Annotated in this window: 25 protein-coding genes and 5 pseudogenes; 18 read left to right on the plus strand and 12 right to left on the minus strand. The window is 33.2% G+C overall.

Translation table 11 applies throughout. From position 1 onward, the window contains the following. Positions 1-5: 5 nt before the first annotated feature. Both JFT95_RS09310 and JFT95_RS09315 read left to right on the plus strand, forming a co-directional pair. Positions 6-101: pseudogene (locus JFT95_RS09310) on the plus strand (DNA (cytosine-5-)-methyltransferase); the annotation flags it as partial. Between the two features lie 5 nt (positions 102-106). Next, a pseudogene (locus tag JFT95_RS09315) lies at positions 107-712 on the plus strand (N-acetylmuramoyl-L-alanine amidase); the annotation flags it as partial. Positions 713-751: 39 nt separating this feature from the next. On the opposite strand, the gene JFT95_RS09320 reads toward JFT95_RS09315, so the two are convergent. The 5 genes and pseudogenes from JFT95_RS09320 to JFT95_RS09335 form a co-directional block, all read right to left on the minus strand. Further along, positions 752-946, minus strand: a complete 195-nt coding sequence (locus JFT95_RS09320; protein WP_012260894.1) for a hypothetical protein — start codon at positions 944-946, stop codon at positions 752-754. Positions 947-1150: 204 nt separating this feature from the next. Beyond that, complete coding sequence (locus JFT95_RS09325) at positions 1151-1582, minus strand: SMI1/KNR4 family protein (RefSeq protein WP_033709048.1); 432 nt, start codon at positions 1580-1582, stop codon at positions 1151-1153. Next, complete coding sequence (locus tag JFT95_RS09330; protein WP_201052048.1) at positions 1582-2580, minus strand: WXG100 family type VII secretion target; 999 nt, start codon at positions 2578-2580, stop codon at positions 1582-1584. Before JFT95_RS09330 ends, JFT95_RS09325 begins: the two co-directional genes overlap by 1 nt. A 133-nt stretch (positions 2581-2713) precedes the next feature. Next, positions 2714-2818, minus strand: a pseudogene (locus JFT95_RS30110) (sunset domain-containing protein); the annotation flags it as partial. A 175-nt stretch (positions 2819-2993) separates the two neighbouring features. Continuing rightward, the gene (locus JFT95_RS09335; RefSeq protein ID WP_098167750.1) at positions 2994-3602 is read right to left on the minus strand and encodes a hypothetical protein; all 609 of its coding nucleotides are present in this window, start codon (positions 3600-3602) and stop codon (positions 2994-2996) included. Between the two features lie 76 nt (positions 3603-3678). Between JFT95_RS09335 and JFT95_RS09340 the strand changes: the two genes are divergently transcribed. From JFT95_RS09340 to JFT95_RS09355, 4 genes and pseudogenes are all read left to right on the plus strand, one after another. Continuing rightward, positions 3679-3900 (plus strand): hypothetical protein, encoded by a 222-nt coding sequence (locus JFT95_RS09340; protein WP_040963065.1) that lies wholly within the window; start codon positions 3679-3681, stop codon positions 3898-3900. Between the two features lie 516 nt (positions 3901-4416). Then, a pseudogene (locus tag JFT95_RS09345) lies at positions 4417-4602 on the plus strand (hypothetical protein); the annotation flags it as partial. Between the two features lie 820 nt (positions 4603-5422). Further along, positions 5423-5998 carry a C1q-like domain-containing protein gene (locus JFT95_RS09350; protein WP_002012631.1) on the plus strand — a complete coding sequence of 192 codons (576 nt, stop codon included), beginning with the start codon at positions 5423-5425 and terminating at the stop codon, positions 5996-5998. 137 nt (positions 5999-6135) lie between these two features. Continuing rightward, complete coding sequence (locus tag JFT95_RS09355; RefSeq protein WP_002065254.1) at positions 6136-6693, plus strand: hypothetical protein; 558 nt, start codon at positions 6136-6138, stop codon at positions 6691-6693. Between the two features lie 87 nt (positions 6694-6780). Here the strand turns inward: JFT95_RS09355 and JFT95_RS09360 are convergent, their stop codons facing one another. From JFT95_RS09360 to JFT95_RS09370, 3 genes are all read right to left on the minus strand, one after another. Beyond that, positions 6781-7632: an IS3 family transposase gene (locus tag JFT95_RS09360; RefSeq protein ID WP_201052050.1), complete on the minus strand. Its 852-nt coding sequence runs from the start codon at positions 7630-7632 to the stop codon at positions 6781-6783. Between the two features lie 23 nt (positions 7633-7655). Further along, positions 7656-7976 (minus strand): helix-turn-helix domain-containing protein, encoded by a 321-nt coding sequence (locus JFT95_RS09365; RefSeq protein ID WP_016103355.1) that lies wholly within the window; start codon positions 7974-7976, stop codon positions 7656-7658. Between the two features lie 125 nt (positions 7977-8101). After that, complete coding sequence (locus JFT95_RS09370) at positions 8102-8314, minus strand: hypothetical protein (protein WP_002012629.1); 213 nt, start codon at positions 8312-8314, stop codon at positions 8102-8104. Between the two features lie 220 nt (positions 8315-8534). On the opposite strand from JFT95_RS09370, the gene JFT95_RS09375 reads away from it, so the two are divergent. Further along, positions 8535-9038 (plus strand): MepB family protein, encoded by a 504-nt coding sequence (locus JFT95_RS09375; RefSeq protein ID WP_002141670.1) that lies wholly within the window; start codon positions 8535-8537, stop codon positions 9036-9038. Positions 9039-9390: 352 nt separating this feature from the next. Here the strand turns inward: JFT95_RS09375 and JFT95_RS09380 are convergent, their stop codons facing one another. Next, positions 9391-9585: a hypothetical protein gene (locus JFT95_RS09380; protein WP_002085768.1), complete on the minus strand. Its 195-nt coding sequence runs from the start codon at positions 9583-9585 to the stop codon at positions 9391-9393. A gap of 567 nt (positions 9586-10152) precedes the next feature. Between JFT95_RS09380 and JFT95_RS09385 the strand changes: the two genes are divergently transcribed. The 4 genes from JFT95_RS09385 (at position 10153) to JFT95_RS09400 (ending at position 13899) form a co-directional block, all read left to right on the plus strand. Next, positions 10153-11148: a glycoside hydrolase family 25 protein gene (locus JFT95_RS09385; protein ID WP_201052053.1), complete on the plus strand. Its 996-nt coding sequence runs from the start codon at positions 10153-10155 to the stop codon at positions 11146-11148. Positions 11149-11291: 143 nt separating this feature from the next. Then, positions 11292-12179, plus strand: a complete 888-nt coding sequence (locus JFT95_RS09390; protein ID WP_201052055.1) for a peptidylprolyl isomerase PrsA — start codon at positions 11292-11294, stop codon at positions 12177-12179. A 531-nt stretch (positions 12180-12710) separates the two neighbouring features. Beyond that, positions 12711-12932 carry a hypothetical protein gene (locus JFT95_RS09395; RefSeq protein ID WP_002012623.1) on the plus strand — a complete coding sequence of 74 codons (222 nt, stop codon included), beginning with the start codon at positions 12711-12713 and terminating at the stop codon, positions 12930-12932. A 631-nt stretch (positions 12933-13563) separates the two neighbouring features. After that, the gene (locus JFT95_RS09400) at positions 13564-13899 is read left to right on the plus strand and encodes a YolD-like family protein (RefSeq protein ID WP_002085766.1); all 336 of its coding nucleotides are present in this window, start codon (positions 13564-13566) and stop codon (positions 13897-13899) included. 274 nt (positions 13900-14173) lie between these two features. Here JFT95_RS09400 and gerPF read toward each other — a convergent pair whose 3' ends face one another. Beyond that, complete coding sequence (gene gerPF / locus JFT95_RS09405; RefSeq protein WP_001141569.1) at positions 14174-14389, minus strand: spore germination protein GerPF; 216 nt, start codon at positions 14387-14389, stop codon at positions 14174-14176. 212 nt (positions 14390-14601) lie between these two features. Here gerPF and JFT95_RS09410 point away from each other — a divergent pair, with 212 nt between their 5' ends. The 4 genes from JFT95_RS09410 (at position 14602) to JFT95_RS09425 (ending at position 17307) form a co-directional block, all read left to right on the plus strand. After that, complete coding sequence (locus JFT95_RS09410; protein WP_002031841.1) at positions 14602-14940, plus strand: hypothetical protein; 339 nt, start codon at positions 14602-14604, stop codon at positions 14938-14940. A 325-nt stretch (positions 14941-15265) separates the two neighbouring features. Continuing rightward, the gene (locus JFT95_RS09415; protein ID WP_201052057.1) at positions 15266-15976 is read left to right on the plus strand and encodes an SDR family oxidoreductase; all 711 of its coding nucleotides are present in this window, start codon (positions 15266-15268) and stop codon (positions 15974-15976) included. Positions 15977-16134: 158 nt separating this feature from the next. Further along, entirely contained in the window at positions 16135-16794 is a 660-nt protein-coding gene (locus JFT95_RS09420) for a DUF6944 family repetitive protein (RefSeq protein WP_002035373.1), read from the plus strand. Positions 16795-17094: 300 nt separating this feature from the next. Then, on the plus strand, positions 17095-17307 hold the full coding sequence (locus JFT95_RS09425) for a YqaE/Pmp3 family membrane protein (protein WP_002085763.1): 213 nt from the start codon (positions 17095-17097) through the stop codon (positions 17305-17307). Positions 17308-17374: 67 nt separating this feature from the next. Here the strand turns inward: JFT95_RS09425 and JFT95_RS09430 are convergent, their stop codons facing one another. Next, on the minus strand, positions 17375-17584 hold the full coding sequence (locus tag JFT95_RS09430) for a KTSC domain-containing protein (RefSeq protein WP_002085762.1): 210 nt from the start codon (positions 17582-17584) through the stop codon (positions 17375-17377). 466 nt (positions 17585-18050) lie between these two features. Between JFT95_RS09430 and JFT95_RS09435 the strand changes: the two genes are divergently transcribed. Next, positions 18051-20552: a PBP1A family penicillin-binding protein gene (locus JFT95_RS09435; RefSeq protein WP_201052059.1), complete on the plus strand. Its 2502-nt coding sequence runs from the start codon at positions 18051-18053 to the stop codon at positions 20550-20552. Between the two features lie 82 nt (positions 20553-20634). On the opposite strand, the gene JFT95_RS09440 is transcribed toward JFT95_RS09435, so the two are convergent. Then, on the minus strand, positions 20635-20913 hold the full coding sequence (locus JFT95_RS09440; protein ID WP_078176575.1) for a hypothetical protein: 279 nt from the start codon (positions 20911-20913) through the stop codon (positions 20635-20637). A 235-nt stretch (positions 20914-21148) separates the two neighbouring features. On the opposite strand from JFT95_RS09440, the gene JFT95_RS09445 reads away from it, so the two are divergent. Beyond that, entirely contained in the window at positions 21149-22294 is a 1146-nt protein-coding gene (locus JFT95_RS09445; RefSeq protein WP_016094095.1) for an MFS transporter, read from the plus strand. A gap of 15 nt (positions 22295-22309) precedes the next feature. After that, positions 22310-22581: pseudogene (locus JFT95_RS09450) on the plus strand (HesB/YadR/YfhF family protein). Positions 22582-22988 lie beyond the last annotated feature (407 nt).

Consider the following 22988-nt stretch of genomic DNA (forward strand, 5'->3'; position numbering starts at 1 on the left):
TGGCTTTGATTAAAATACTTGAATTATTCGGAGGAATCGGAGCGCCAAGAAAGGCACTTGTTAATTTAGGGATAGATCATAAAGCAATTGATTATATAGAATGGCAAACGTGAAATATGACTTTGTATGGATTCCACGTTATGGCGGTAATAAGCCAGCATATCCTTGTGATATTTGGCAGTACACGGAAACAGGAAATGTACCCGGTATCGGTAAATGTGATTTGAATTATCTTGTGGGTAGCAAGTCATTAACTTGGTTTAAGAACCAATCACAAACTACTGAAAAGGTAAAAGAACAACCGCAACAAGATAATGAGAAAGTTGAAGGAATCGCAACTTCAAAATACGCAGATGGTTATGGCGTGAATTTATATGAGAATCCTGCTGATTCGCAATACACAGGAAATATCACGAAAAAAATCCCGTATCTTATTTTTAAAGGATATTGGGGTGGCGGTGATAAGGATATGATTTGTTTAGGTAGCGAGAAGCAGTGGGCGAAATTAGAGCATTTTGATGTGCAATGGTTCTGCGCCTACTCTAAATATCCTCCAGGATACGGAATTGCAGTTCATAGCGAACCTGAGTGTACGAATCATATTGATAACATCGATGGTACGGTTCCTTATCGTGTTTGGGGTAAACACTTAGATGCTATTGATATAGGTGGTAATCGATGGATTAAAGCGGAGCATGTAACGATTAAGTAATGTAAAAAGAGCCGTCCTGTTGGGCGGCTTTTTTCTTATTTATTCTCCAAATGTTTCTTTATTCATATTTAATTCACCGTTTTTTATCATTTCTTCTCCATAGATATTTTCCATTAGCTTTTGATGATCTTCTTGCTTCTTACGTTCTCCATCTTCTGGAGTCTCCTTAGTTTTCTCTATGGCGTTTTGTTCCGCCTGTTTTCTATAGTACTCATTTATTTCATCATATTTCATCGGTAAACCTTTTTCAAAAAGTGTACGGTGCACTTTTTATAATTTTATCGAATCATACTTTGCGGTCTATGACAACAACTCTGTCACTACCCCCATACACTGGAATCTAAAACATTTGTAAAAAATAGCATAGTTGTTACAAAACCTATATCGTTACCAATAAAAAACCTTGAAAGGCAAGCCAATCAAGGTCTCTAAATTTTTTTAAATGTCTAATAAAGTATTCACACCTACATTATTTTCTAATAATTCGGTTAGCGATGGTGCAATTTTCACTGCCTCCTCAATATCCAAATCTGCGAATCTGTTATAGTATATTCCAAAACCATCTTTACCCTGTAGATAGATTAATGCACCGCCTCCTTCATCATCACCAATTGCGAGTGAATTCGGGAGATATTTCTGCACTTCATAAGCTTCATTCATTTCAATGCACCCCGAAGCTCCCCAAATTCGAATATAAATTTGGTCGTTAACATTAATTTCAATGTCTGAAGCTAGCTGAATTATTTCTATATATTCTGTAGGTACATCTATTGTTGAAAAATCCTGAAGCGCTTTAATTTCTTCTTCTTTCGAAGGAGATTTTTTGGCATCAATTCTATACACACTACTGATATTATCTAATCTGTTCATTAATAATCAATCCTTTCATATTTAACTCCTAGTTTATCTAGCATCTTGTATTGTTGTTCAAGAACTTGGCTAGTAGTATCACGTGAAAAACCAGCTTTAGTTAAATCACCCACCATGAATTGCATTTCTTCTTGTAAAGTAGTACTCCATTTCCCTACCCCTGAAGCCACCCGTTCATTTCGTCTCGCAGTTTGAGCATTAGTAATGATTGTATGTGGTAGTCCTTTTCCAGTCTCGACAGTTATTGTTGGAGCAAGTTTCGAATCATACCCATACTGACTGAAATTATTTTTTGCCCATTCTTGTTGTAATCCATGATGAGATTGTAATCGCCCACCATTTGGCCCATCTCCTTTTGGCTTAGGTAAGGAATCTTTATGTGTTTTATTAAAATGAACATAATTAATTTCACCCGTAATGTTTGTCCCAGCAGTGACTTTTTTAGCTGTATTTGCAGCCTCAGTAGCCTTAGCAGTCATTTTAACTCCTTTTCCTACTTTAGCTATCTTTCCAAAGGGTGTAAGGCCGGCTACAGCCATGACACCTGCCCCAGCACGATCCCACCCCGAAAGTTTTTCGCCAGTAGATGGATCAATACCATCCCAAACACGACGAACATCATATTCACCACTTATTTCACCCGCTATATCCCTAGCAAGTTTTTTACCATCAAATCCTTGTTCCTCCGAAGAAGGTTTACCACACATTGCACCTTCTTCCATTGTAACATCTTGATTATCTGTATTGCGGAATTTTTCGGCAATTCGTCTCAAATCTTCTTCTACTTGTATAATTGAATTGATAGATGTAAAAGCTTTTGGTTTCGCATCATTGAACATGTGAATGAACTGTTGATTAGAGGCACCAATCCATTGAAAACACAAACGATCTATTTCATTACATAAATTATTATGTATAGATTCTAATGCGATTCTGGTATTACTTGCACGATTAGCAACTTCTTCTAGCATTTCAGGTGTTACTTTGATTTGAACCATTTTCTTCCTCCCATTCCCAATTAAAATTATGGGGTAAGAAGAAAAAATGCAAATATCTAATTTAGAGATAAACGTAACCTATGTATATGTGAAATAACAAAAGAAACCGGCTCATAAGAGTCGGTTTTTTGTTTTATCTTTTTGACGCTCTATATCCAGCAGCTTGTGCTTCAGCTGCTGAACAAAACGTTTCTTCAGCATTTGTTTTATCATAGAACTGTTGACCAGGCATATGATAATTTTGGAGGAGGTGAGTTAGGATGCGGAAATGATGAAAGAAACTATTTTCGAAAAAACGCCCACCCTGCATTGTTCGTGAGGAACAATGCAGGGTGGGCTAAACTGATAGGATCTGTGAAAATTGTGCCCAAATTATGCATGGAAAAGGTATTGAAAGAGATGAATAGTACTCTTTACATCTTATTCCATATATAACAAAGCTGGTTAGCTTCTGATTTAAGCGCTATTAAATGATCATTATTAATAGAGTTATTAGTATACATTCTGTTCTTTTGGATGTTAAGAACCGTATAATTCACATCGTTATGTTCATTTGAAAATGTCGATTCGTTTAATAATGTCAGCGTTGAGTTGATGTTGTATTTATCAATTCGCTCTTTTTTTCCTTTGAAAAACAGTTTGATAAGATGCGGCTCATCATTAATGAGCAAACCGAGTTCAGGTGATGAGCGGACGATTAAATCATCTGATATCCAATGTGATTTACCTGGATCGAACCAAGAGACGTCTTTGTTTTTAATAAATTTTTTGTACTGTTTTATGACATCAATGTAGTTTTGCTTTTTCTTCTGATCAACCGTTTGCACTAATGTTTCGAAACATTCAAAAGGTAGTTCGTTTTGATGAAATTTAATAACAGTGTCTCGTAATTGTTTCCAGTAATCAAAAGCTGGTTGGTATTCCGGTTGAGATTTTAGATTTTTCACAAAGTTTGTTTTAGCTGCACTACTTTTCAGTGTGAAATCTAAAAATTGTGTAAGTCCTACTTTAATTTCTGCCATATTACACCCCTTTTTCAAACATTACTAATTCGATAATGGAAAGGAAAATCCTGCATTTTTTAAGGGGGTGAGCTAGATGCTAGAAAACCCGATGTCCATGCACAATGGCTATGGTAAAGCTGATTCGCAAGAACAAGAGGGAATTATTACAACTTCTATCGATATCGAAAAGTTACAAGATGTCATAAGTCGAGCGGTAGTGATTTTGCAGGAGTGTCCAGAAGATGCTGAACTTGATGATTTAAATGGGAGCATTAATGAAGCGTTGGAATTGTTACAAAAGTATTTGGGGCAATAAAAAAGGACGAGCAGTCGTACCTGCTGTCCTTTATAGGAGGAAAATTATTCTGGACTAGAACTACGAATAACCAGAAAACGCGCTTTTAACCAGTGTTGTCAAAGATGTAATAATCTGTGCAACATAAAAGCTTAGTCGGAATTCAAAACACCAAAATGGCTTGCGTTGGTAAACAGGCTCAAAAGTAGTATATGCAAAATGAAAAATTCCATACAAAAAGCAGACAACAATTTTGGTTGTCTGCCTGTGAGTTGAATGAGTTAGCTAATTGTGATAAATTGCTTTCCCATTACAAGAAGAGTGAAGCTGCTAGTTCAAACAGCTTGTAGGTAGTGTTTTCGATATCTAAAAAAATATACAGAGAAAGCAGATAGGTGAAGAACCTGCCTGCTTACTACTGTAACAAAAGAAAGAAGTACTAGCCGTGGATACGACGACTTGAAAATAGTATGTATTTTTATTTAAAAAATATTCAAGAGGTGAAGAAACATGGAGTGTTTGATAAATGGTGTCTATGAAATAGATAATGATTTTTTTGGTCCAATAAACTTTGCTAATGTTGTAGCTGTTTCATCCATAATTCAATTGAGTGCAGGGGATTTAGTCGAGATTTTTGCACAAAGTAGCGTAGCTGGAGTTATTAGTAATGTAGAAGATAGTACGCATTTTGAAGCTGCAAGATTCCCGTCTCCAAAAGTATAAGTGGTATGAAACCTTGTAAGTAATTTAATATCAGGACATTCCAAAATTTATACTCATCCTGAACAAGAACGGATAATTTATTTGTAGTGCATGAAGTATTTTAACGGTGTACAAGCTGTTTTGAAAGTGCTGGATAAATGAACTATGTACTGTTAAATAGTGTCTGATGATTGTAAACGAAACAGTCGAAGAAGAGTAGCGGTGTATGCAAAAAGAAATGCATGATGTTTAGGTAAAGAAAGCTTACTAGTTAGGGGATCTTACCGATTTAGTTTATGAAAAAAGGCCCTGTTGTCTCCAACAGGGCCTTTCCTAAAATGGCAAAGAGTAACTCTTACCTTACTCCTTGTCCATAGAATACACAAAAATTATACGTTTGTACGGGTCAATAATTTACAATAATAATATTTGAATATAATACTTACAGGTAATTATAAAGGATGGAAGAGTATTTGTTATAGATTAAGTGTTGATTTTAAAGTGTTTTAAAGAGAATGTTTACAACTCAACGATAATAAAGGAATATCGAAATAATAAAATATGAAATATTGCATATCTCACTTAACAATATAATCTATTCAATAATAATAAAATCGTACAGATGAGTTTTTTCTGAAAATCCGAGTTGATGAAACTAGATAATTTGTATTACTGATTTAACCAGAATATTACATGAGTGCTTTGTTTTTAAAAGTTATACTTTCTCTTCGCTCTGCCTTATGGTGGAGCATTTTTATTTTTGTAATCGCAATAACCTGTCCAAACTTTTCAAGTCTAGCATACATATTATGCAGTAGTAGATTAGAAAGGAGCACTATATATGTCTTGTTATTACTACTGTAAGAATTGTGAGAGTTACCAAAAGAAAAATCATGATTGCTGTAAAAAAAGAAGTGATTATTATAATAAGTGCGGTAAAAGATGTGATGACTGTTCTTGCGATCATAAGGAGAATAACCTTGTAAGAGCATCTGCTTTTAGAGCTGTAAATACAGTTAATCAAAACCTTCCAGCTAATACTTTTGTTAAAGTATTATTTCAAAATGAACAATTTGATTTAGCGAACGAATATAACCCAGCAACATCAGATTTTACTCCGAAGACTAGAGGAGTTTATTCCGTAATTGGGACGATTGGTTTCTTTCCGAACGATACAAATTTAAATTATAGAGCGCGTGTAGAAGTTCGAGTGAATGGAAATGCGGCAATTGCTATAGATAACGACTTTTTTGGGCCGATAAATTTCGGTAATGTCGTAAGTGTTTCAACAATACTTCAATTACATGCAGGTGATATTGTCGAGATTTTTGCACAAAGTAGTATAGATGGGGTTATTAGTAGTACAGAAGACGGTTCTCATTTTGAGGCTGCAAGATTCCCATCTCCAATTGTATAAATATTAAAAAGGAAAAAAATTTATTAACTCTGCTTTTCGGTGGAGTTTTTTAATTTCATAATAGCAATAGCTCGTCCAAACTTTTTAAATTTATTTTGCATAGTATACAACAATAGATTTAGAAAGGGGATATAAATATGTCTTATTATTATTGTAAGCATTGCAATGGCTATAAAAAGACAAAGCATACTTGTTGTAAGAAGAGTACAGATTATTACGATAAGTGTTGTGATAATGAGAAAGATAAACTTGTAAGGGCATCTGCTTTTAGAGCGGTTAGTACAGTAGATCAAAATGTCACTGCAAATACTTTTGTTAAAGTATTATTCCAAAATGAACAGTTTGATTTAGCGAATGAATATAATCCAGTAACATCAGATTTTATTCCGAAGACTAGAGGGGTTTATTCTATTATTGGTACAATCAGCTTTGCACCTAATGATAGTAATACGAATTATAGAGCGCGTGTAGAAATTCGGGTAAATGATAATCCAGCTATAGCGATAGATAATGACTTTTTTGGTCCACCCAATTTTGCAAATGTCGTAGCTGTTTCAACAATACTTCAATTACATGCAGGAGATGTAGTTGAAATTTTTGCTGAGAGTGATGTAGATGGACTGATTATACAAAATGATCCAGGATTTATTAGTACGCATTTTGAAGCTGCAAGATTCCCATCTCCAATAAAATAAAAGACATGTTTGTGATTTATGGACTATTTTTTTAAAAAAGGCCCTACCTTTGGTCTTATCCCTGTCAAGTAGACAATATTAAAAAGACTAAGCAGCCATCGAGATTCGATATTCTATCGGAGCTCGGTGGTTGAGTCGTTTTTGGAACCGTTTATAGTTATAAAAATAAATATACTCTTCAATTGCTTGTATTAAATCTGCTTCTGTTTTAAAATGATTCAAATACAACATTTCCGATTTAAAATGGGAGAAAAATGACTCAATACAGGCATTATCATGGCAGTTTCCTTTGCGAGAGTGGCTGCCAATGATACCTAAACCTAAAAGTCGTTTGTTGTAGGCGTGAGATGTGTACTGGAATCCCTGATCTGAATGGAGAATGGTTCCACGCACATCTCTTTTTTGTGCCAACATTTCAATTGTATCTAATACAAGTTCATTATCGTTGCGCTTGGATATTTTCCAAGAAACAACTTCGTTATTATAAATATCTTGTACAACAGAAAGATACCGAAATCCCTCTTGGAATCGTAGGTAAGTAATATCTGTAACAAGCGCTTCATTTTGTTGGCGATCTTTGAATACACGGTTTAAAACATTCGGAAAAACATTGGAATAGTTCCCTTTAAAGAAGCGACGCTTCTTTCGAATAATAGATTGAATGTTGAGCTCGCTCATTAAGCGATATACTTTTTTGTGATTTATAAAATATCCCTCTTCCTGTAAAGCGATTTTCATACGTGGATAACCATATTCCTTGTGCCTTACGTGAATAGATTGTATTACTTTTTTTAATCGTTTCTCGGATTCTAGTCGCATGTTTTTCATACTTTTTGTATGAATCCACTTATAGTAACTTGAACGATGTACACCCGCAAATTTCGTAAGCCATATAACTGGATATTTCCCCTTTAATGATTCAATGATATGATATCTCACCGTATATTTTAGTGCACCTCCATTTACAGATTCGGATACTGCTTTTTTAAATATTCAACCTGTGCCTTATAGTAGTCACGTTCCTCTTCAATCGTCTTAAAATGAACGCGTTTGCCTTTTAGAGGATTTGATATACCTTTCATTCCACCATTTTTTCCACGAGTATCTGTAATTTCACCAAATTCTTTATATTTTTTCACCCAATTTTTTAGTTGTGTAGAGCTTCTAATCTGATATTTTTCCTTTATCATATTGTAACTTCCTTCTCCGTTTAAATAACTTTGAACAGCCGCTAACTTTAATTCTTCTGAATATGTAATAAATATTGAACCTTTTTTAGTCATGAAAAATCCCCTCCAAGTAATAGTGTAACATCCATGTATGTGCATGGTCTTTTTACACTGTCTACTTAAAGGGGATAATATCAATGGTAGGGCCTTTTAGTTAAAGGTGTTAAATTGGTAATATATTAAAATAAGTTCATAAACACTTGATAAGCAACACCTAGAGTTAATACGATAGCTAACAGTTTTGCTACCCATCTCGGTGCATTTAAATTTAGTAAAAGGGAATGACATATACTAAATGTAATGCCGAGTGTTAAAAGAATTGCGATAAGATATAAAATTAATAGGAATAAAGGTTGCTCTATGGAGCCGAAGTCAATTTTGGATGGATTCATGTAATATGTACCTCGTTTTTTATTAATATATTAATGAAATAATGAAGAATACAAGGAATTGGAAGAGTAATGTAATAAATACTATAAAAGTAAATTTGAAGTTATGGATGGAGTAGATAAAATAATCTTTGAAAGACTATTCAAAGCCAACATTTGTTTAAGTTTAATATACAAGAACGAACGTTCTTGGTATACTGGAAAATAAAAAAGGTGCGTTTACATGACAAATTTTAGTAATATAATTGAAAAACTAGATGAAATGATTTACAAACCTAATAATCTATTAATTACTAAACGAAAAGAAGAAAAGCAAAATTCAGAATATGCAGGAGGGGTATTCCAGCTAAATAATAGAAGCATCCGATTTAGGGTATCAAAAATTACGCCTAATAAGATTGGACAATTTGTTTCTTTTTGGGAGAAGAATGCCTCCATGAGCAATCAGGCATTTTCTTATGATTCAGCTCCTAACCTTTTAGTTATCACTTGTATAGCGGATAATAACCTAGGACAATTTATTTTTCCAAAAGAGATTCTTCTAAAAGAAAAAATATTAAAAACTCAAAATCAAAAAGGGAAAATGGCTATGAGGGTTTACCCTATTTGGGATAAACCTATTAGTAATCAAGCTAAGAAGAGTCAATTGTGGCAACTTCATTATTTTGTCGATTTAAGTGATACTGAAAATGTAGCTACAGATAAATTATTAAACTTATATTCATAGCACATAATAAGAAAAAATTGAAATATTCAATGTTCGTTCAGATGATATTTGGAAATATTAACAGGGTAAGCCGTTAAGTAAAGAATAAAAAAGGAGCATACAAATAAAGTATGCTCAAAAAAAGATAGGTTTTATGAGTGGAGAATCTCCATACGATAATATATGCGCATTTCATTAATATGTGTAAAATATCAATAAAATATCAACAGAATATCAATTAATGAGTTATTTTAGTTTTTTAATGAAGTCATGTTTTGTGAAATGAAAAAGAGCCGTTTCTTTTGAAAGATGCGGCTCTTTTTATTATTTTGTTATCGTACTGTTCGAAATGATAAATCATAAAATTATACGATTAACAATTTGATAATGATCGGACTTCAGTTATATATTTCTTGAAGTCTGGATATTGAGATACAGTTTGGCAGGTAGGGGTGAGTAGTTGATTAATTAAAGATACATTTGTAATTACTTCGTTACAAGGACCATAGAATGTAACTTTTAGCTTTGAATTCGGGGGAACTTTGAATACGATAGGGATTTTTTTCATTAAATAAACTCCTTACATAACAGAGGTTATATGTTTATTTCCTTTTAATTAGGAAGACATATTAATATAATATGTAATTTTTATTGTAGTTGATTATTACATATACTGTATGAGTTGATGTAATTTCTATTACGTATCAAAATAGTGTTGTGAAAAAATATATATCATGTTTATAAAAAGCTTAAAAACAGACTAATATGAGGGAATAAGCGTTAATTAACTTGTCTCTATATAATAAATTGTAAAAAGGCAGCTTTTTTTAGCTGCCTTTTTACAGGGAGATTGAAAAATCTTGGAGGTCATTCATGAGTATAAGCAAAAATTGCTTATATGTAGTATGTACATTATTTATAGTTTTATTCCAATATTTAGTATGAAATAAACGCAAGTTTATCGTTTACAAATGCAAAAAAAGAAGGACTTATTTATTATGGATAAAAAGAAATTATTTAGTTTTAAAAAATGATGAAAATATATTTATTTGTCTTATAGAAGCTTGCTATTAGGCGTATGGGTCTAGCAATAAAACAAGCTTTGAATAAGATAATAAAAAGGAGTTGATTAGTAATGGGTTATATTGTAGATATTTCGAAATGGAATGGAAATATTAATTGGGATATTGCAGCGTCTCAGCTAGATTTAGTTATTGCTAGAGTTCAAGATGGTTCGAATACGATCGATTTTATGTATCAAGGTTATGTGAAAGAAATGAAGAAACGTAGTATCCCATTTGGGAATTATGCATTTTGCCGTTTTATATCTATTTCAGATGCAAAAAAAGAAGCGCAAGATTTTTGGAATCGTGGCGATAAAAACGCTAAATTTTGGGTGGCAGATGTAGAAGTTCAAACAATGGTAGATATGCAAGGTGGGACTCAAGGATTTATTGATGAATTACGCCGATTAGGTGCAAAAAAAATTGGTTTATATGTAGGACATCACACGTATGTATCATTTGGAGCTCGCAATATTGATGCTGATTTTATTTGGATTCCTCGTTATGGAGGGAATAAACCAGCATATCCTTGTGATATTTGGCAATATACTGATTCAGGAAATGTTCCTGGTATTGGAAAATGTGATTTGAATCAATTAATTGGGAATAAAAATCTTTCTTGGTTTATAGGTTCAAATCAAACAAATCAATCTAGTATTGGAGACAGTAAGCAACCAAGTGGAATTGGTATTGCAGTTTCAAAATATGATGATGGATACGGCATTAATTTATATGAAAATCCTGCGAATCCGCAATTTATAGGAAGACTTACGAAAAAAATCCCATATTTAATCTATAAAGGTTATTGGGGAGGTGGCGAAAAAGATATGATTTGTTTAGGTGGTGAACAACAGTGGGCTAAGTTAGAACATTTTAATGTACAATGGTTTTATGCATATTCAAAGTACACACCTGGATATGAAATTAGAACGTACGATGGGCCAAACGGGAATGATACAGGTGCGGTCGATGGGAGGGTTCCTTATCGTATTTGGAATCGTCAAGATGGATATATAGATATAGGTGGGAACAAATGGATCAAAGAAGAACATGTGCAGATTAAATGATGTTAAAAGTCGGATTTATGCCGGCTTTTTTATTTAATAAAGCTTGTCTCTGGCATGAAGAGAAATACTTGCAGAAAACACATTGATTTCACAATAGCGCTGTATAGTTCCTAATATACATTTATCAAAGTGAGGTATTTGAATTGAAAAAGAAAAAGCTATTTATGGGAACTATTATTGCATGTGTGGCGCTAACATTGTCTGCGTGTGGTTCCTCAGAAAATGTTGCAACATTGTCTGCGTGTGGTTCCTCAGAAAATGTTGCAACATCAAAAGTAGGAAACGTGACAGAGAAAGAGTTAAGTAAAGAATTAAGGCAAACATATGGAAAAAGTACTTTATCTCAAATGATGTTAAATAAGGCATTGCTAGATAAATATAAAGTTTCAGATGAAGAAGCTAAAAAACAAGTAGAAGCAGCGAAGGAACAAATGGGTGACAAGTTTAAAGTGGCTTTAGAGCAAGTAGGATTAAGGAATGAAGATGAATTAAAAGAGAGAATGAAGCCAGAAATTGCACTTGAGAAAGCGATTAGAGCGACTGTCACAGATAAAGATGTGAAAGATAACCATAAACCTGAAATGAAGGTAAGTCACATTTTAGTGAAAGATGAAAAAACTGCGAAAGAAGTAAAAGAGAAAATAAATAATGGTGAAGATTTTACTGCTTTAGCGAAACAGTATTCGGAAGATACTGGTTCAAAGGAACAGGGCGGAGAAATCGCTGGTTTTGCTCCTGGTCAAACTGTGAAAGAGTTTGAGGAAGCTGCATATAAATTAGATGCAGGACAAGTAAGTGAGCCAATAAAAACATCTTATGGTTATCATATAATAAAAGTGACGGATAAAAAAGAATTGAAACCATTTGATGAAGTAAAAGATACGATTCGAAAAGATTTAGAACAACAAAGACTGCAAGATGCGACAGGTAAATGGAAACAACAAGTAATCAATGATCTATTGAAAGAAGCAGATATTAAAGTAACAGATAAAGAATTTAAAGATACATTTAAATTCTTAGATGAGAAATAAGGTTTAGAAGAAAAACAGAGATTTAGCATAATGCTATATTTCTGTTTTTTTGTTTTCAATAGAAAAGGGAACTCATATAGAGTTCCCTTTTCGCGTTAGTGTGTGAGTTATAAATAGATAGTAAGACAATACAATATTACATTTAAATATTAAGAATTACAATAGGAAAATTTGGATGTAGATAAAAGGAATAAGCAATTAAATTCGCAAAATGTTGAAATGATAATGTTTTAGTTAATTAATTTTGTTAAATATAAACTAAATATATTTTCTTGGAGAGTGAATTGAGGACATAATTTAAAGAATGGTACATATCATATTTATTGGAGTATAAATTAACTTTATAGGAAGTGACATGTTGAACATTTAGTACAAAAAGATGTTCTTAATGATGATAAGAATTATTTATCCCGCTATTTGTGGGAGTCTTACTGCTCGTAAAACCCCCACTGATTATTAGCCTTCACTTTATTAAAATAGGATGAATATTTTTATATTTACTAGATTATAAAATAATTTGGGGGAGAATATATGAAAGTTATTTTTAAGAGAGAAGGCGGAGGGAAAATTTTTGAATCATCTAATGAAAATATAAGCGTTCTATTAGCTGTATTAAAAGAAACAAAAGGGATAAAGATTGGGATGGTTGAGTATGAAGTATTAGAATATAAACTGGAATATTATCGGAATCCGAAAAAAACAGAAACAGAGAGAGAATTACATATTATAATGCAACCCAAGCATATTCAATAAAGAAAGTGAAAATTAATGAGTGTGAATCTTACTGCCTGCAAATAGCAGGATAAATGGTAGTAATTGTCGATATGTATGAAACTTATGAGGAATGAATTGTTTTACATCATAAGTTTCTAAAGCTTTGTGAGTTCGTTCATAATAAAAGTGTATGCTTTTGTTGAAGGATGGTTAATGAGATATAGCTGAAATTTGTATTCCAGAAAGAACGTTAGTTAGGATAGAAAAGTAAAATTAGAAATATAATTAGTTCAATAAAAGCGGCTTCACATTAGGTGGAGTCGCTTTTATTGTTGCTACACGTATTCTATGATGCGATAGGAAGTGCAAAGAAATTTGATTAATAAAAGGGAGTAATAAATGAGTATGAATAAACTTCATATATTAAAGTTGCATTTTGTTTGAAAAATTTACATGTTGCACTTCCGCAAGAACGTTCGTTCGTGTATAATTAGAACGAATGTTCTTTTAAAGTGGAGATGTCTACAAATTCATAAATAGTTTTGAATTGGAAAGCTACGCTACATATAAATAAGAGATGGATAAAGAATGAAGCGATAAGGCTTCTAACCGCAAGGACTGCGGAGTAGTTCAAGAATGGATAGATATAGAAAATTGAGGAGTAAAGAAAATGAATTATGTAAAGATACAGGAAAAAGGAAGAGAGTGGGTTCCGTTTACAGTAATGTCGGAACAATTATTAAGTATGAAAAAAATTATTGGAGAGAAATTAAAAGTCCAAAGACCGCTAATAACAAATGAAGCGAAAGACAGCATTTCAGACAAATTATTAACTTCATTATTGTCTGAAGAAGAGATGTTAGTGACATATTTTGAAGAAGGATACATACTTACGAGTTATATGACAGTGGTTCATATAAATCCAATTCAACAAATTGTAAAATGTACAGATGCATTTTATAAAACATATATATTTTCTGCAATGGACATAATTGATGTAACCTAAAAGAAGCTGAATTTTGAAGTTTAGCTTCTTTAATTTATCTAGCTATTTACGGACAGGCAGATTCACACCTCAAAATTCGGCTGTGAGTCAGGCTACCTGTTAAAACCTAATTTTTTGAAGAGGTGAAGAACTAAATGAAAAAGCAGCTAGCTGCTTAGTCCCAGGGAAAGGGAGAAAAAGATTGGCACTCAAAAAATCAATGATAGCTGTGTATCAGCCTGAGTATAGTATAGACAAATTTTAAAATGTTATACAAAAATGATTACAGATCTGGTTAGGCCGTACCAACTTGGTTTTGATCTGCTAGATCAGAATCAAATGTATTAGTCGCGCTAACCCCACTAAAAGTGTTCACTACGAAACCAACGTTAGATGCGCCAGAGCCGTTATAAGCTTTCGTATTCTCTTTTGGAGAAACATTGTAGAAATCACCTAAGTTGAAAGATCCGTTACTATTTTGTACAACTAAATTCCCAACAACTGAGGGCATAATTTTCACCTGCTTTATAAGTAATTGTTTGCATTACTATATGAAGGTATAGTCTAATTGGTTCATTTGACAAATATTCCGGAATAGAAAAATGTTTGAAGCTTTGTTTAATCAATCGAGCAAAAAGTATGTTAAAATTAATGAAGAGCTGAATTTTAAAAAGAATAAATTTGAATAATTAATATATACGGAATTAAAGGAGGCAAAATGTAATGGATAATGTTATAAAAACAGTGGATTTAACAGATGCAGAATCAAGTAAACTTATTGCTTATATTTATAGTAATGATGTCACATTGATCGAAAAAGCATTTTGTCCTAATGAAATAAAATTAAAGTTTAATGAAATAGCAATTTTATCGGCAATTAAAACCGCATATATTACGAAAGTATCTATAAGGAAAGAACTTGAAGCAATTTTTCACGATACAGGCGTTTTATTAGTAAAGCAAAATGTTGAAAGGAATAGTATTCAATCTATAACAATGCATTTTGAGCAATTTAAAAAGTTGCAAAATGAGATTGAGAATTTAAATAAAAGTATGTTATAAGACTAGGTGGAAATTTATTGATAGAGGTGGGCTCTGTTAAGTTGAAAAAGTGGATTGAAAAGTATTTGGATAAATCGAACCGTAAACATAAATATACTTTCATTAAGGTGTAACCTATATTTATCGATGTGAGAAATGTAGGGAATAGAAGATACAATTTAAAAATAATAGCGATACAAATAAAAAGAGTAACTATGATGGTTACTCTTTTTGTTTGTAATATGTAATATCAAAAATACTTCTAAAGTATGAAATGAATTGATACTTAAGTGAGAAGTTGAATAAGAATAAAAAGAGTAATATTAATGGAAAGGAGGAGATGAAGTTGGGGCGAAACGACATTGGGAAACTTGTAATTATTACTGGAGTAACGCAAGGGTTAGGACGTGCAATGGTTGATAGGTTTCATGAATTGGGGTGGAACATAGCAGGGTGTGGACGCTCAAAAAATAAAATTGAAGAGCTTAATAAATATTACGGTGCTTCACATGATTTTCAAATAATTGATGTTTCAAATCATCACCAAGTTAGTAAATGGGCAAGTCGTATTCTTAATAAGTATAGGGCTCCCGATATGTTAATAAATAATGCATCGATTGTTAATCAAAATGCACCTCTATGGAAAGTTACTGCACAAGAATTTGAAAGTGTAATGAGTGTAAATGTGAACGGGGTAGTAAATGTCATTAGGGCGTTCGTCCCGGCGATGATAGCTAGGAAAGAAGGAATTATTATTAACATGAGCTCTAGTTGGGGAAGAGAAGGCGAGGCTGAACTTGCGCCATATTGTGCCTCGAAGTTTGCTGTTGAAGGTATCACGCAGTCAATGGCAATGGAACTACCAAATGGTATGGCAGTAGTTGCTTTAGATCCAGGTGGCAGTATTAGCACTCCAATGCTTCACTTATGTGCACCTCAATATGTAAAAGAATCTCCTACACCTGAAATGTGGTCACATAAAGCAATTCATTATATATTAAATATATCAATAGATAAAAACGGTGAGTCATTGACATGTCCGGCATACATTCATTGAGAAACTCCTTGTCAAAAAGAGCGCCTGAAAGGTGCTCTTTTGTATTATTAGTGCATTATGTGATGCACAAAATTACATATGAAAAATAGAATAATGAATTAAAGGTGATATTTGTTTGTTTTGAATGTACTAGAAAATTTAAATATAGGTGATGGGAAATGAACCTACGCGATTTAGAATTGACAGGTGCCTGGTTTCAAGTAGGAGGAAATCTTATAGCAGCAATTGGAACAACTAGAGGGTTTGCAGGGGAAGAAAAGATTGAGTCGGATCTCGTTATTGTAGGGAGTTCATTACAAGCTCTCGGATATATATTACAAATTATAGCAACTAATGATGCGAAAGATGAAGATAAATGTGAGAAGCAAGAGGTAACTATAGATAATAAAAATAAAGCGCTAGCGAAAACGGGGATTGAGTTATTAGCTTTAGGTAATATTTCAAATGTAATAGGAACGTATTTTAATCTCAATGAACAAATGAAAGAAAATGATTTCCTTATAATTACTGGAAATAGTTTGCAATCAATTGGCGCTTTTTTAGGAGTAGAAGTAGCATTGAATGAGATAAATGGAATACAGTGGATTATCGTATTAGGGAATTCAATGCAAAGTTTAGGTGCGGGATTACAAGCATATGAAGGTATTAAAAATATACCAAAAGAAGAAAAGGGAAAAGAAGACAGTAATATAGATAAAGAAGATCAACGTATAATAGGGCTAATAGGTATTTGGATACAGGCAATAGGTACTGTAATTTCAGCAATTGGATTAACCGAAATAGTAGAGGAACAACGATTGGAATCTAAGAAAAGGTGATGAAATACTCATTTCAATGAAGTTTGGAGTATTTCAATTTTAGAAGTAGGACAAGATGGATGTGTTAATTGTTTTTGTAGGCTTTTTCATATAGGCGTAGAATATACATATAAACGAACAGGTGAAAATAACTTGTTAACGTTAGTGAGAGGCTTCTCATTTAGTTATACTATTATATGTGATTTTTGTAATGATGAGTTCTTATATACGCTTTTAGAAATAACATGATTTCATAGGTTTGATAGTGTAGGAGATGGATAGGGAAGAAGCGAAAAATAAACATTAAGGAGTTTTTCAGACATGATGTACTTATTAGCAATTTTACTTCCGCCGGTAGCTGTTTTATTTTGCGGAAAGCCGTTTCAAGCGATTATTAATTTCATTTTAACCTTAATTTTTTGGGTTCCAGGAGCGATACACGCAGTTCTTGTCGTACATGATAAAAAAGCCGACAGGCGACTTAAAAAACAAGTTCAAGCGTATGATGAAATTAATAAAAGAAATAGAAGGTAAATTGCGATTGACATACAAAAAAGAAAGGGGATTTGATTCGCCTTTCTTTTTTGTATGCCAATCAAGTTTAAATTTTAGTATAGCGGTAAGAATTTTTAATATAAGTATTATGATAATAACTTTTAGAGTGTGCGTTTAATAAACCGGTGTAAATGCTTTCTGGCACATTAAAGAAATCATACATACCATTCTTTAGTTGAATACGTAAAATCATAGAAAAAGGATTATAGCCAACAGCAACTAATTTTTTTGAAATAACGGGAGATAGCTTCATCATTACGCAACTCCTTATTTTTCATTTTAGATGGTTTCTTGTAGAGAAGGGGATTGTCGTGTTGAAATCCTAATAATTAAAGGAGTATTATACTTATATGCAATATATTAAATGTTTGTTATACGTAATTATAAGGAAGTTCACACGAAGTACATATCGTTGTGCTATTTTTATTTCACCTTTGATTTATAAATAAGAAAATATTGACCATTTGAAAAAAAGGTATATTATTTATACGAGGTATTAAAAATTCACTTCTTACATTCTATGCTTTAAGGGGCAGTATTATTAGAAAAAATAGAAGTGAAAATAGTTTGTATAAGAAGTATTCTAAAATGTATAATCTGTGAATTGGGAAAATATTGAATGCTCCAGGTCAATATACTTTCTTGATTAAATGTATTTGGGAAAGTGACCTCAATATTTTCAAGTAAATCAACGGGAGAATTGAAAGGCAGGAGAAAGTAACATGTCAGAAAATTATCGTTCTCGAGAGGAGCGACGACAAGTTCAAAAGAAAAAACAGCCAGCTTCTAAAAAAACAAAACCAAAAGGTAAAACATCGTTTTTTCGTAAATTTTTAATCAGTTGTTTACTACTTGGTATTGTAGGTTTAGTGGCAGGGGTTGCTACCTTTTTCGTAATGATTAAGGATGCACCAAAACTTGAGAAAGCAAAACTTGTTAATCCGTTATCCTCAAAAATTTATGATAAAGACGGGAATTTGGTATATGAATATGGGAAAGAAAAGCGGACGAATGTTACGTATGATCAAATCCCAAAATTAGTAGAAAATGCATTTTTAGCAACAGAAGATTCGCGTTTTTATGAGCATAGCGGAGTAGACTTTAAGGGTACTGCACGTGCAGTTTTAGTTAGTCTTAAGGGAGATTATGGCTCTCAAGGTGGTAGTACGATAACGCAGCAAGTTATTAAAAACTACTTCTTATCGATGGAAAAAACGTCAAAACGTAAGGTTCAGGAAATATATTTAGCGTATAAGCTAGAACAACAATATTCAAAACATGAAATATTAGAGATGTATTTAAATAAAATTAATTTAGGAAACCGTTCATATGGAATCGCAACAGCAGCACAAAACTACTACGGTAAAGAATTGAAAGATTTAACATTACCAGAAGTTGCGATGCTAGCTGGTTTACCAAAAGCACCGAATAACTATGACCCAACGAAAAAAGAAAATGTTCAAAGGGCAACAGAAAGAAGAAATACTGTACTAAACTTAATGAATAGACATGGTTATATTACAAAGGCAGAAATGGAAGAAGCATCGAAAGTACCAGTGGATAAAAATATTAAGAGTGCAGCTGAACTACAAGCGATGCCATATACTGCATTTATGGATGCAGTAGTTAAAGAAGTAGAAAAAGAAATACCAGATGTTAATATTGGATCTGATGGTTTAGAAATTTATACAACATTGGATCCAAAAGCACAGAAATTAGCTGATAATATTTTGAATACAAATATTATTAATTATCCAAATGATAAATTCCAAGGTGCTTTCACATTTATGGATACGAAAACTGGAGAAGTTCGCGCTATAGGTAGTGGGCGCGGTGAAAATAAAGCAGTATTTAAAGGGCATAATATGGCGATTGAATTAGATCGTGCAGCTGGTTCAACTATGAAGCCAATCTTTGATTATGCACCGGCTATTGAATATTTAAAATGGGCTACGTATCATCAAATCGATGACTCTCCATTTAAATATTCAACTGGACAAGAACTTCGAAATGCGGACAGAAGTCATTTAGGCCCAATTACTATGCGTGAAGCGTTAAAAATGTCACGTAACGTTCCAGCAGTTAAAACAGCTAAAGAGGTAGGTATTAGTAAATCGAAAGAGTTCTCTGAGAAATTAGGTATTACATTTAATGTAGCACCGACAGAATCAACAGCGATCGGTACAAATGAAGCGTCACCAACTGAAATTGCAGGTGCTTATGCGGCATTTGGGAATGACGGTAAGTATACGAAGCCGCATTTTGTTAAGAAAGTAGTTTATCCAGACGGCAAGTCACAAAGTTTTGGACAAAAACCAAAATCAGTTATGGCGGATTCTACAGCATATATGATTACTGATATGCTTCGTTCTGTAGTTACATCAGGTACTGGTACATCGGCAAATGTGGCCTCTTTAGATGTAGCTGGTAAAACAGGTACAACTAACTATTCTTCAAAACAACTAGCACAATATGGAATTCCAGAAAGTGCAACTCGTGATAGTTGGTTTGCAGGATATACACCGCAATATACGATGGCAGTATGGACTGGATATACGAAAGATGGTAAAGACGAGTATATTAGTAGTAAAAATACGAAAATTGCACAGTTGATCTTTAAAGAAATGATGAGCGAGATGGCTACAGATAAATCACGCTTTAAAATGCCAAGTAGTGTTATTCAAGAAGGTAGTGAATTGCGTATAAAAGGTGAAAAACGTGATTCATCTCCAAATACTAGCGTACCGGATACAACGGAACAACCAAAACAAGATCAACAGCAAAAAACTGAAGAAGAGAAAAATCAAGAGGAATTAAAGAAACAGGAAGAACTTAAGAAACAAGAAGAGCAAAAGAAACAAGATGAACTTAAGAAGCAAGAAGAGCTTAAGAAGCAAGAAGAGCAAAAGAAGCAAGAAGAGCAAAAGAAACAAGATGAACAGAATAAGCAAAATGAACAAAACAATGGAAATGGTCAAGGAACTCCAAATCCACCAACTAATGGAGGTGACCAAGGAACTCCAAATCCACCAACCACTGGAGGTGGCCAAGGAACTCCAAATCCACCAACCACTGGAGGTGGTCAAGGAACTCCAAATCCGCCAACCACTGGAGGTGACCAAGGAACTCCAAATCCACCAACCACTGGAGGTGGCCAAGAAACTCCAACCCCACCAACTACTGGCGGGAACACAGGAGAGGCTCCTTCCAATAATGGACAATAAATAATGCATTTTAAAAGCACCGAAGGTACCGGGAAAAACGGTTTCTTTGGTGCTTTTTGTATTATAAAGAGTAATATTATTTTTAAATATTAAAAGTACCATAGAAATTTTGAAAGTAAATTGATGGGAAATGATAAAAAATTTGAGTTGGCGGTATTGGATAACTAGGGCTATAAAAAGTAGTACTACTCGGGTGTGTACCATGATGCCAAAATGAAGGGGTGAATTGGTCAGTCGATTGATATTGTTGCCAAGCGGCAGGAAGTTCGATACCAACATCAGAACTAGCTGTATGAACGACAGGAACATGTATTGAGGGAGCTGATGGGACAACGGCGGTTATTCTTGGTGATACCCACATGAAAACGATCACTCCTAAGTTTAATAATAAAATAGTATATTCTTCTAAAACATATAAAGGTACATATATAGGTTTTTTGCTTAAAACATAGGCATAAAGTCGTAAGACCAACTTAAATTGATGGTAGACCATTTATTATGAAAAGATACGTCTATTAGCGGAGGGCAAGGGAACATGAAAAATATACAATTGATGTGTTGATTGTAATATTTTACGTGTTTATGGAGGGATTTTAATGGAACGATTATGGACGAAATCATTTATACAAATGACTATCGCGATGTTATTTTTATTTACGGGGTTTTATTTACTTGTTCCAACGCTCCCGCTCTTTATTAAAGAGATTGGTGGAAATGAATCGCAAGTTGGACTGATGATGGGAATGTTTACAATAGCGGCAGTTGTAATACGACCGATTATTGGAGGTATGTTAGATCAATATGGTAGAAGATCTTTTATTATTTTCGGACTCATATTTTTTGGGATAACGATGTATTCGTATAATTTAGCATCGACTATTGTCCTTTTAGCTGTTTTACGCGTTATTCACGGAGTGACGTGGGCTGTTTCTACAACAGCAGTTGGAACAGCGATAACTGATATTATTCCAGATTCACGTCGTGGTGAAGGGATGGGCTGGTATGGCATGGCGATGACAATCGCGATGGCAATTGGTCCGATGATTGGATTATGGGTTGTACAAAATTATTCATTTCATGGTCTATTCTTGTTAGCAACTCTTTTATCCTTTATGGCAGTCGTATTATCGTTAATAACGAAAATGCCATTCACGCCACAAAAAGAAAAAGGGAAAATTCAGCTGTTTGAAAAATCCGTTTTATCAATAACGGTTGTTGTTTTCTTTTTATCATTTGCATATGGAGGAATAACAACATTTTTACCGTTATTCGCGTCATCAATTGATGTGAATCCTGGGACATTCTTTCTTGTATATGCAATTGCTTTAACAATTGTACGACCTATTTCAGGAAAACTATTAGATAAGTATGGAGAAGTTTTTATCATACTTCCGGCACTATGTATTACTATTTTAGCGATAGTTGTACTAACGATTTCAAATGGTTTGATAGGTGTAATGATTGCAGCGGCATTATATGGTGTTGGATTCGGTTCAGCACAGCCCGCTTTACAAGCAGCGATGCTGACAATTGTTGATCCTAGTAAAAGAGGAGTTGCTAACGCTTCATTCTTTACCGCTTTTGATTTAGGGATTGGATTAGGTGCGATTTTACTTGGAGTTGTTTCACAAATGTTTGGTTACCGTATTTTATTCGCAGGTAGTGCAATTTCAGGATTAATAGCTTTAATTATATTTGTCATTTTTGTAAAACAACGATTAGGCAAAAAAGATTTTGCGTAAACAGGAAGAGCGAAGATGAAAATTTCAATTGATCGTGATGCTCGACGATGCTTTAAGGAAGAATTGCGTATAAAGCATGATGAATCTATTTGATGTATTGTAAGGTACGGAGGAAATAGCTCAATTCAGCCCGGATATTCTTTAGGGATTGTTTCTGAGAAATCAGTTCGGGAAATAGTGTCAGTTGAGAAAGACGGTAGTTTATTTTTATAGATTTTGATGATCTTTCGTACTTTCAAAACTATGAATTAGTTGTAAGCTATCGTAAAGAAACGGAAGAAATTTAATTTAATTATGTAAAATAATAATTTTATTAAAAATAAATAAATTTTATATAAGAATTATATTTATGGGAGTATGAAATAAATATTATAAAAAACCGAGCTGTGCATGAGTGCAGCTCGGTTTTTTATGTTTGTTGAAGAAAAAGGGATTAAAGGTATATTTAGTGGGATTATATGGATAATTGTTATATTTCGTTTTAAAAAATTGTAAAAGGATGTCTGTCCTTTCTTTATAAAAGGTGAAAGTTATTTTTGAAAAATTGTATTATTACATCGGTAAAAGTATAGGAAACTTATCATTATAAAATAAATTGAAATCTTCTAAAAACTCTGATACATTGAAATAGAAATGTAGTTTCATATTATTGTAAAGGCTTACAGTTATGTGCACGAAGATCTATTAGGATTGG

This window comes from Bacillus sp. TH17 (genome assembly GCF_016651125.1).
In the GTDB taxonomy this organism is placed as follows: Bacteria; Bacillota; Bacilli; order Bacillales; family Bacillaceae_G; genus Bacillus_A; species Bacillus_A mycoides.

Coding starts and splice junctions, on each gene's coding strand:
- JFT95_RS09320 (WP_012260894.1), bottom strand. CDS start 946: ATGAAATATGATGAAATAAATGAGTACTATAGAAAACAGGCGGAACAA.
- JFT95_RS09325 (WP_033709048.1), bottom strand. CDS start 1,582: ATGAACAGATTAGATAATATCAGTAGTGTGTATAGAATTGATGCCAAA.
- JFT95_RS09330 (WP_201052048.1), bottom strand. CDS start 2,580: ATGGTTCAAATCAAAGTAACACCTGAAATGCTAGAAGAAGTTGCTAAT.
- JFT95_RS09335 (WP_098167750.1), bottom strand. CDS start 3,602: ATGGCAGAAATTAAAGTAGGACTTACACAATTTTTAGATTTCACACTG.
- JFT95_RS09340 (WP_040963065.1), top strand. CDS start 3,679: ATGCTAGAAAACCCGATGTCCATGCACAATGGCTATGGTAAAGCTGAT.
- JFT95_RS09350 (WP_002012631.1), top strand. CDS start 5,423: ATGTCTTGTTATTACTACTGTAAGAATTGTGAGAGTTACCAAAAGAAA.
- JFT95_RS09355 (WP_002065254.1), top strand. CDS start 6,136: ATGTCTTATTATTATTGTAAGCATTGCAATGGCTATAAAAAGACAAAG.
- JFT95_RS09365 (WP_016103355.1), bottom strand. CDS start 7,976: ATGACTAAAAAAGGTTCAATATTTATTACATATTCAGAAGAATTAAAG.
- JFT95_RS09370 (WP_002012629.1), bottom strand. CDS start 8,314: ATGAATCCATCCAAAATTGACTTCGGCTCCATAGAGCAACCTTTATTC.
- JFT95_RS09375 (WP_002141670.1), top strand. CDS start 8,535: ATGACAAATTTTAGTAATATAATTGAAAAACTAGATGAAATGATTTAC.
- JFT95_RS09380 (WP_002085768.1), bottom strand. CDS start 9,585: ATGAAAAAAATCCCTATCGTATTCAAAGTTCCCCCGAATTCAAAGCTA.
- JFT95_RS09385 (WP_201052053.1), top strand. CDS start 10,153: ATGGGTTATATTGTAGATATTTCGAAATGGAATGGAAATATTAATTGG.
- JFT95_RS09395 (WP_002012623.1), top strand. CDS start 12,711: ATGAAAGTTATTTTTAAGAGAGAAGGCGGAGGGAAAATTTTTGAATCA.
- JFT95_RS09400 (WP_002085766.1), top strand. CDS start 13,564: ATGAATTATGTAAAGATACAGGAAAAAGGAAGAGAGTGGGTTCCGTTT.
- gerPF (WP_001141569.1), bottom strand. CDS start 14,389: ATGCCCTCAGTTGTTGGGAATTTAGTTGTACAAAATAGTAACGGATCT.
- JFT95_RS09410 (WP_002031841.1), top strand. CDS start 14,602: ATGGATAATGTTATAAAAACAGTGGATTTAACAGATGCAGAATCAAGT.
- JFT95_RS09420 (WP_002035373.1), top strand. CDS start 16,135: ATGAACCTACGCGATTTAGAATTGACAGGTGCCTGGTTTCAAGTAGGA.
- JFT95_RS09425 (WP_002085763.1), top strand. CDS start 17,095: ATGATGTACTTATTAGCAATTTTACTTCCGCCGGTAGCTGTTTTATTT.
- JFT95_RS09430 (WP_002085762.1), bottom strand. CDS start 17,584: ATGATGAAGCTATCTCCCGTTATTTCAAAAAAATTAGTTGCTGTTGGC.
- JFT95_RS09435 (WP_201052059.1), top strand. CDS start 18,051: ATGTCAGAAAATTATCGTTCTCGAGAGGAGCGACGACAAGTTCAAAAG.
- JFT95_RS09440 (WP_078176575.1), bottom strand. CDS start 20,913: ATGTGGGTATCACCAAGAATAACCGCCGTTGTCCCATCAGCTCCCTCA.
- JFT95_RS09445 (WP_016094095.1), top strand. CDS start 21,149: ATGGAACGATTATGGACGAAATCATTTATACAAATGACTATCGCGATG.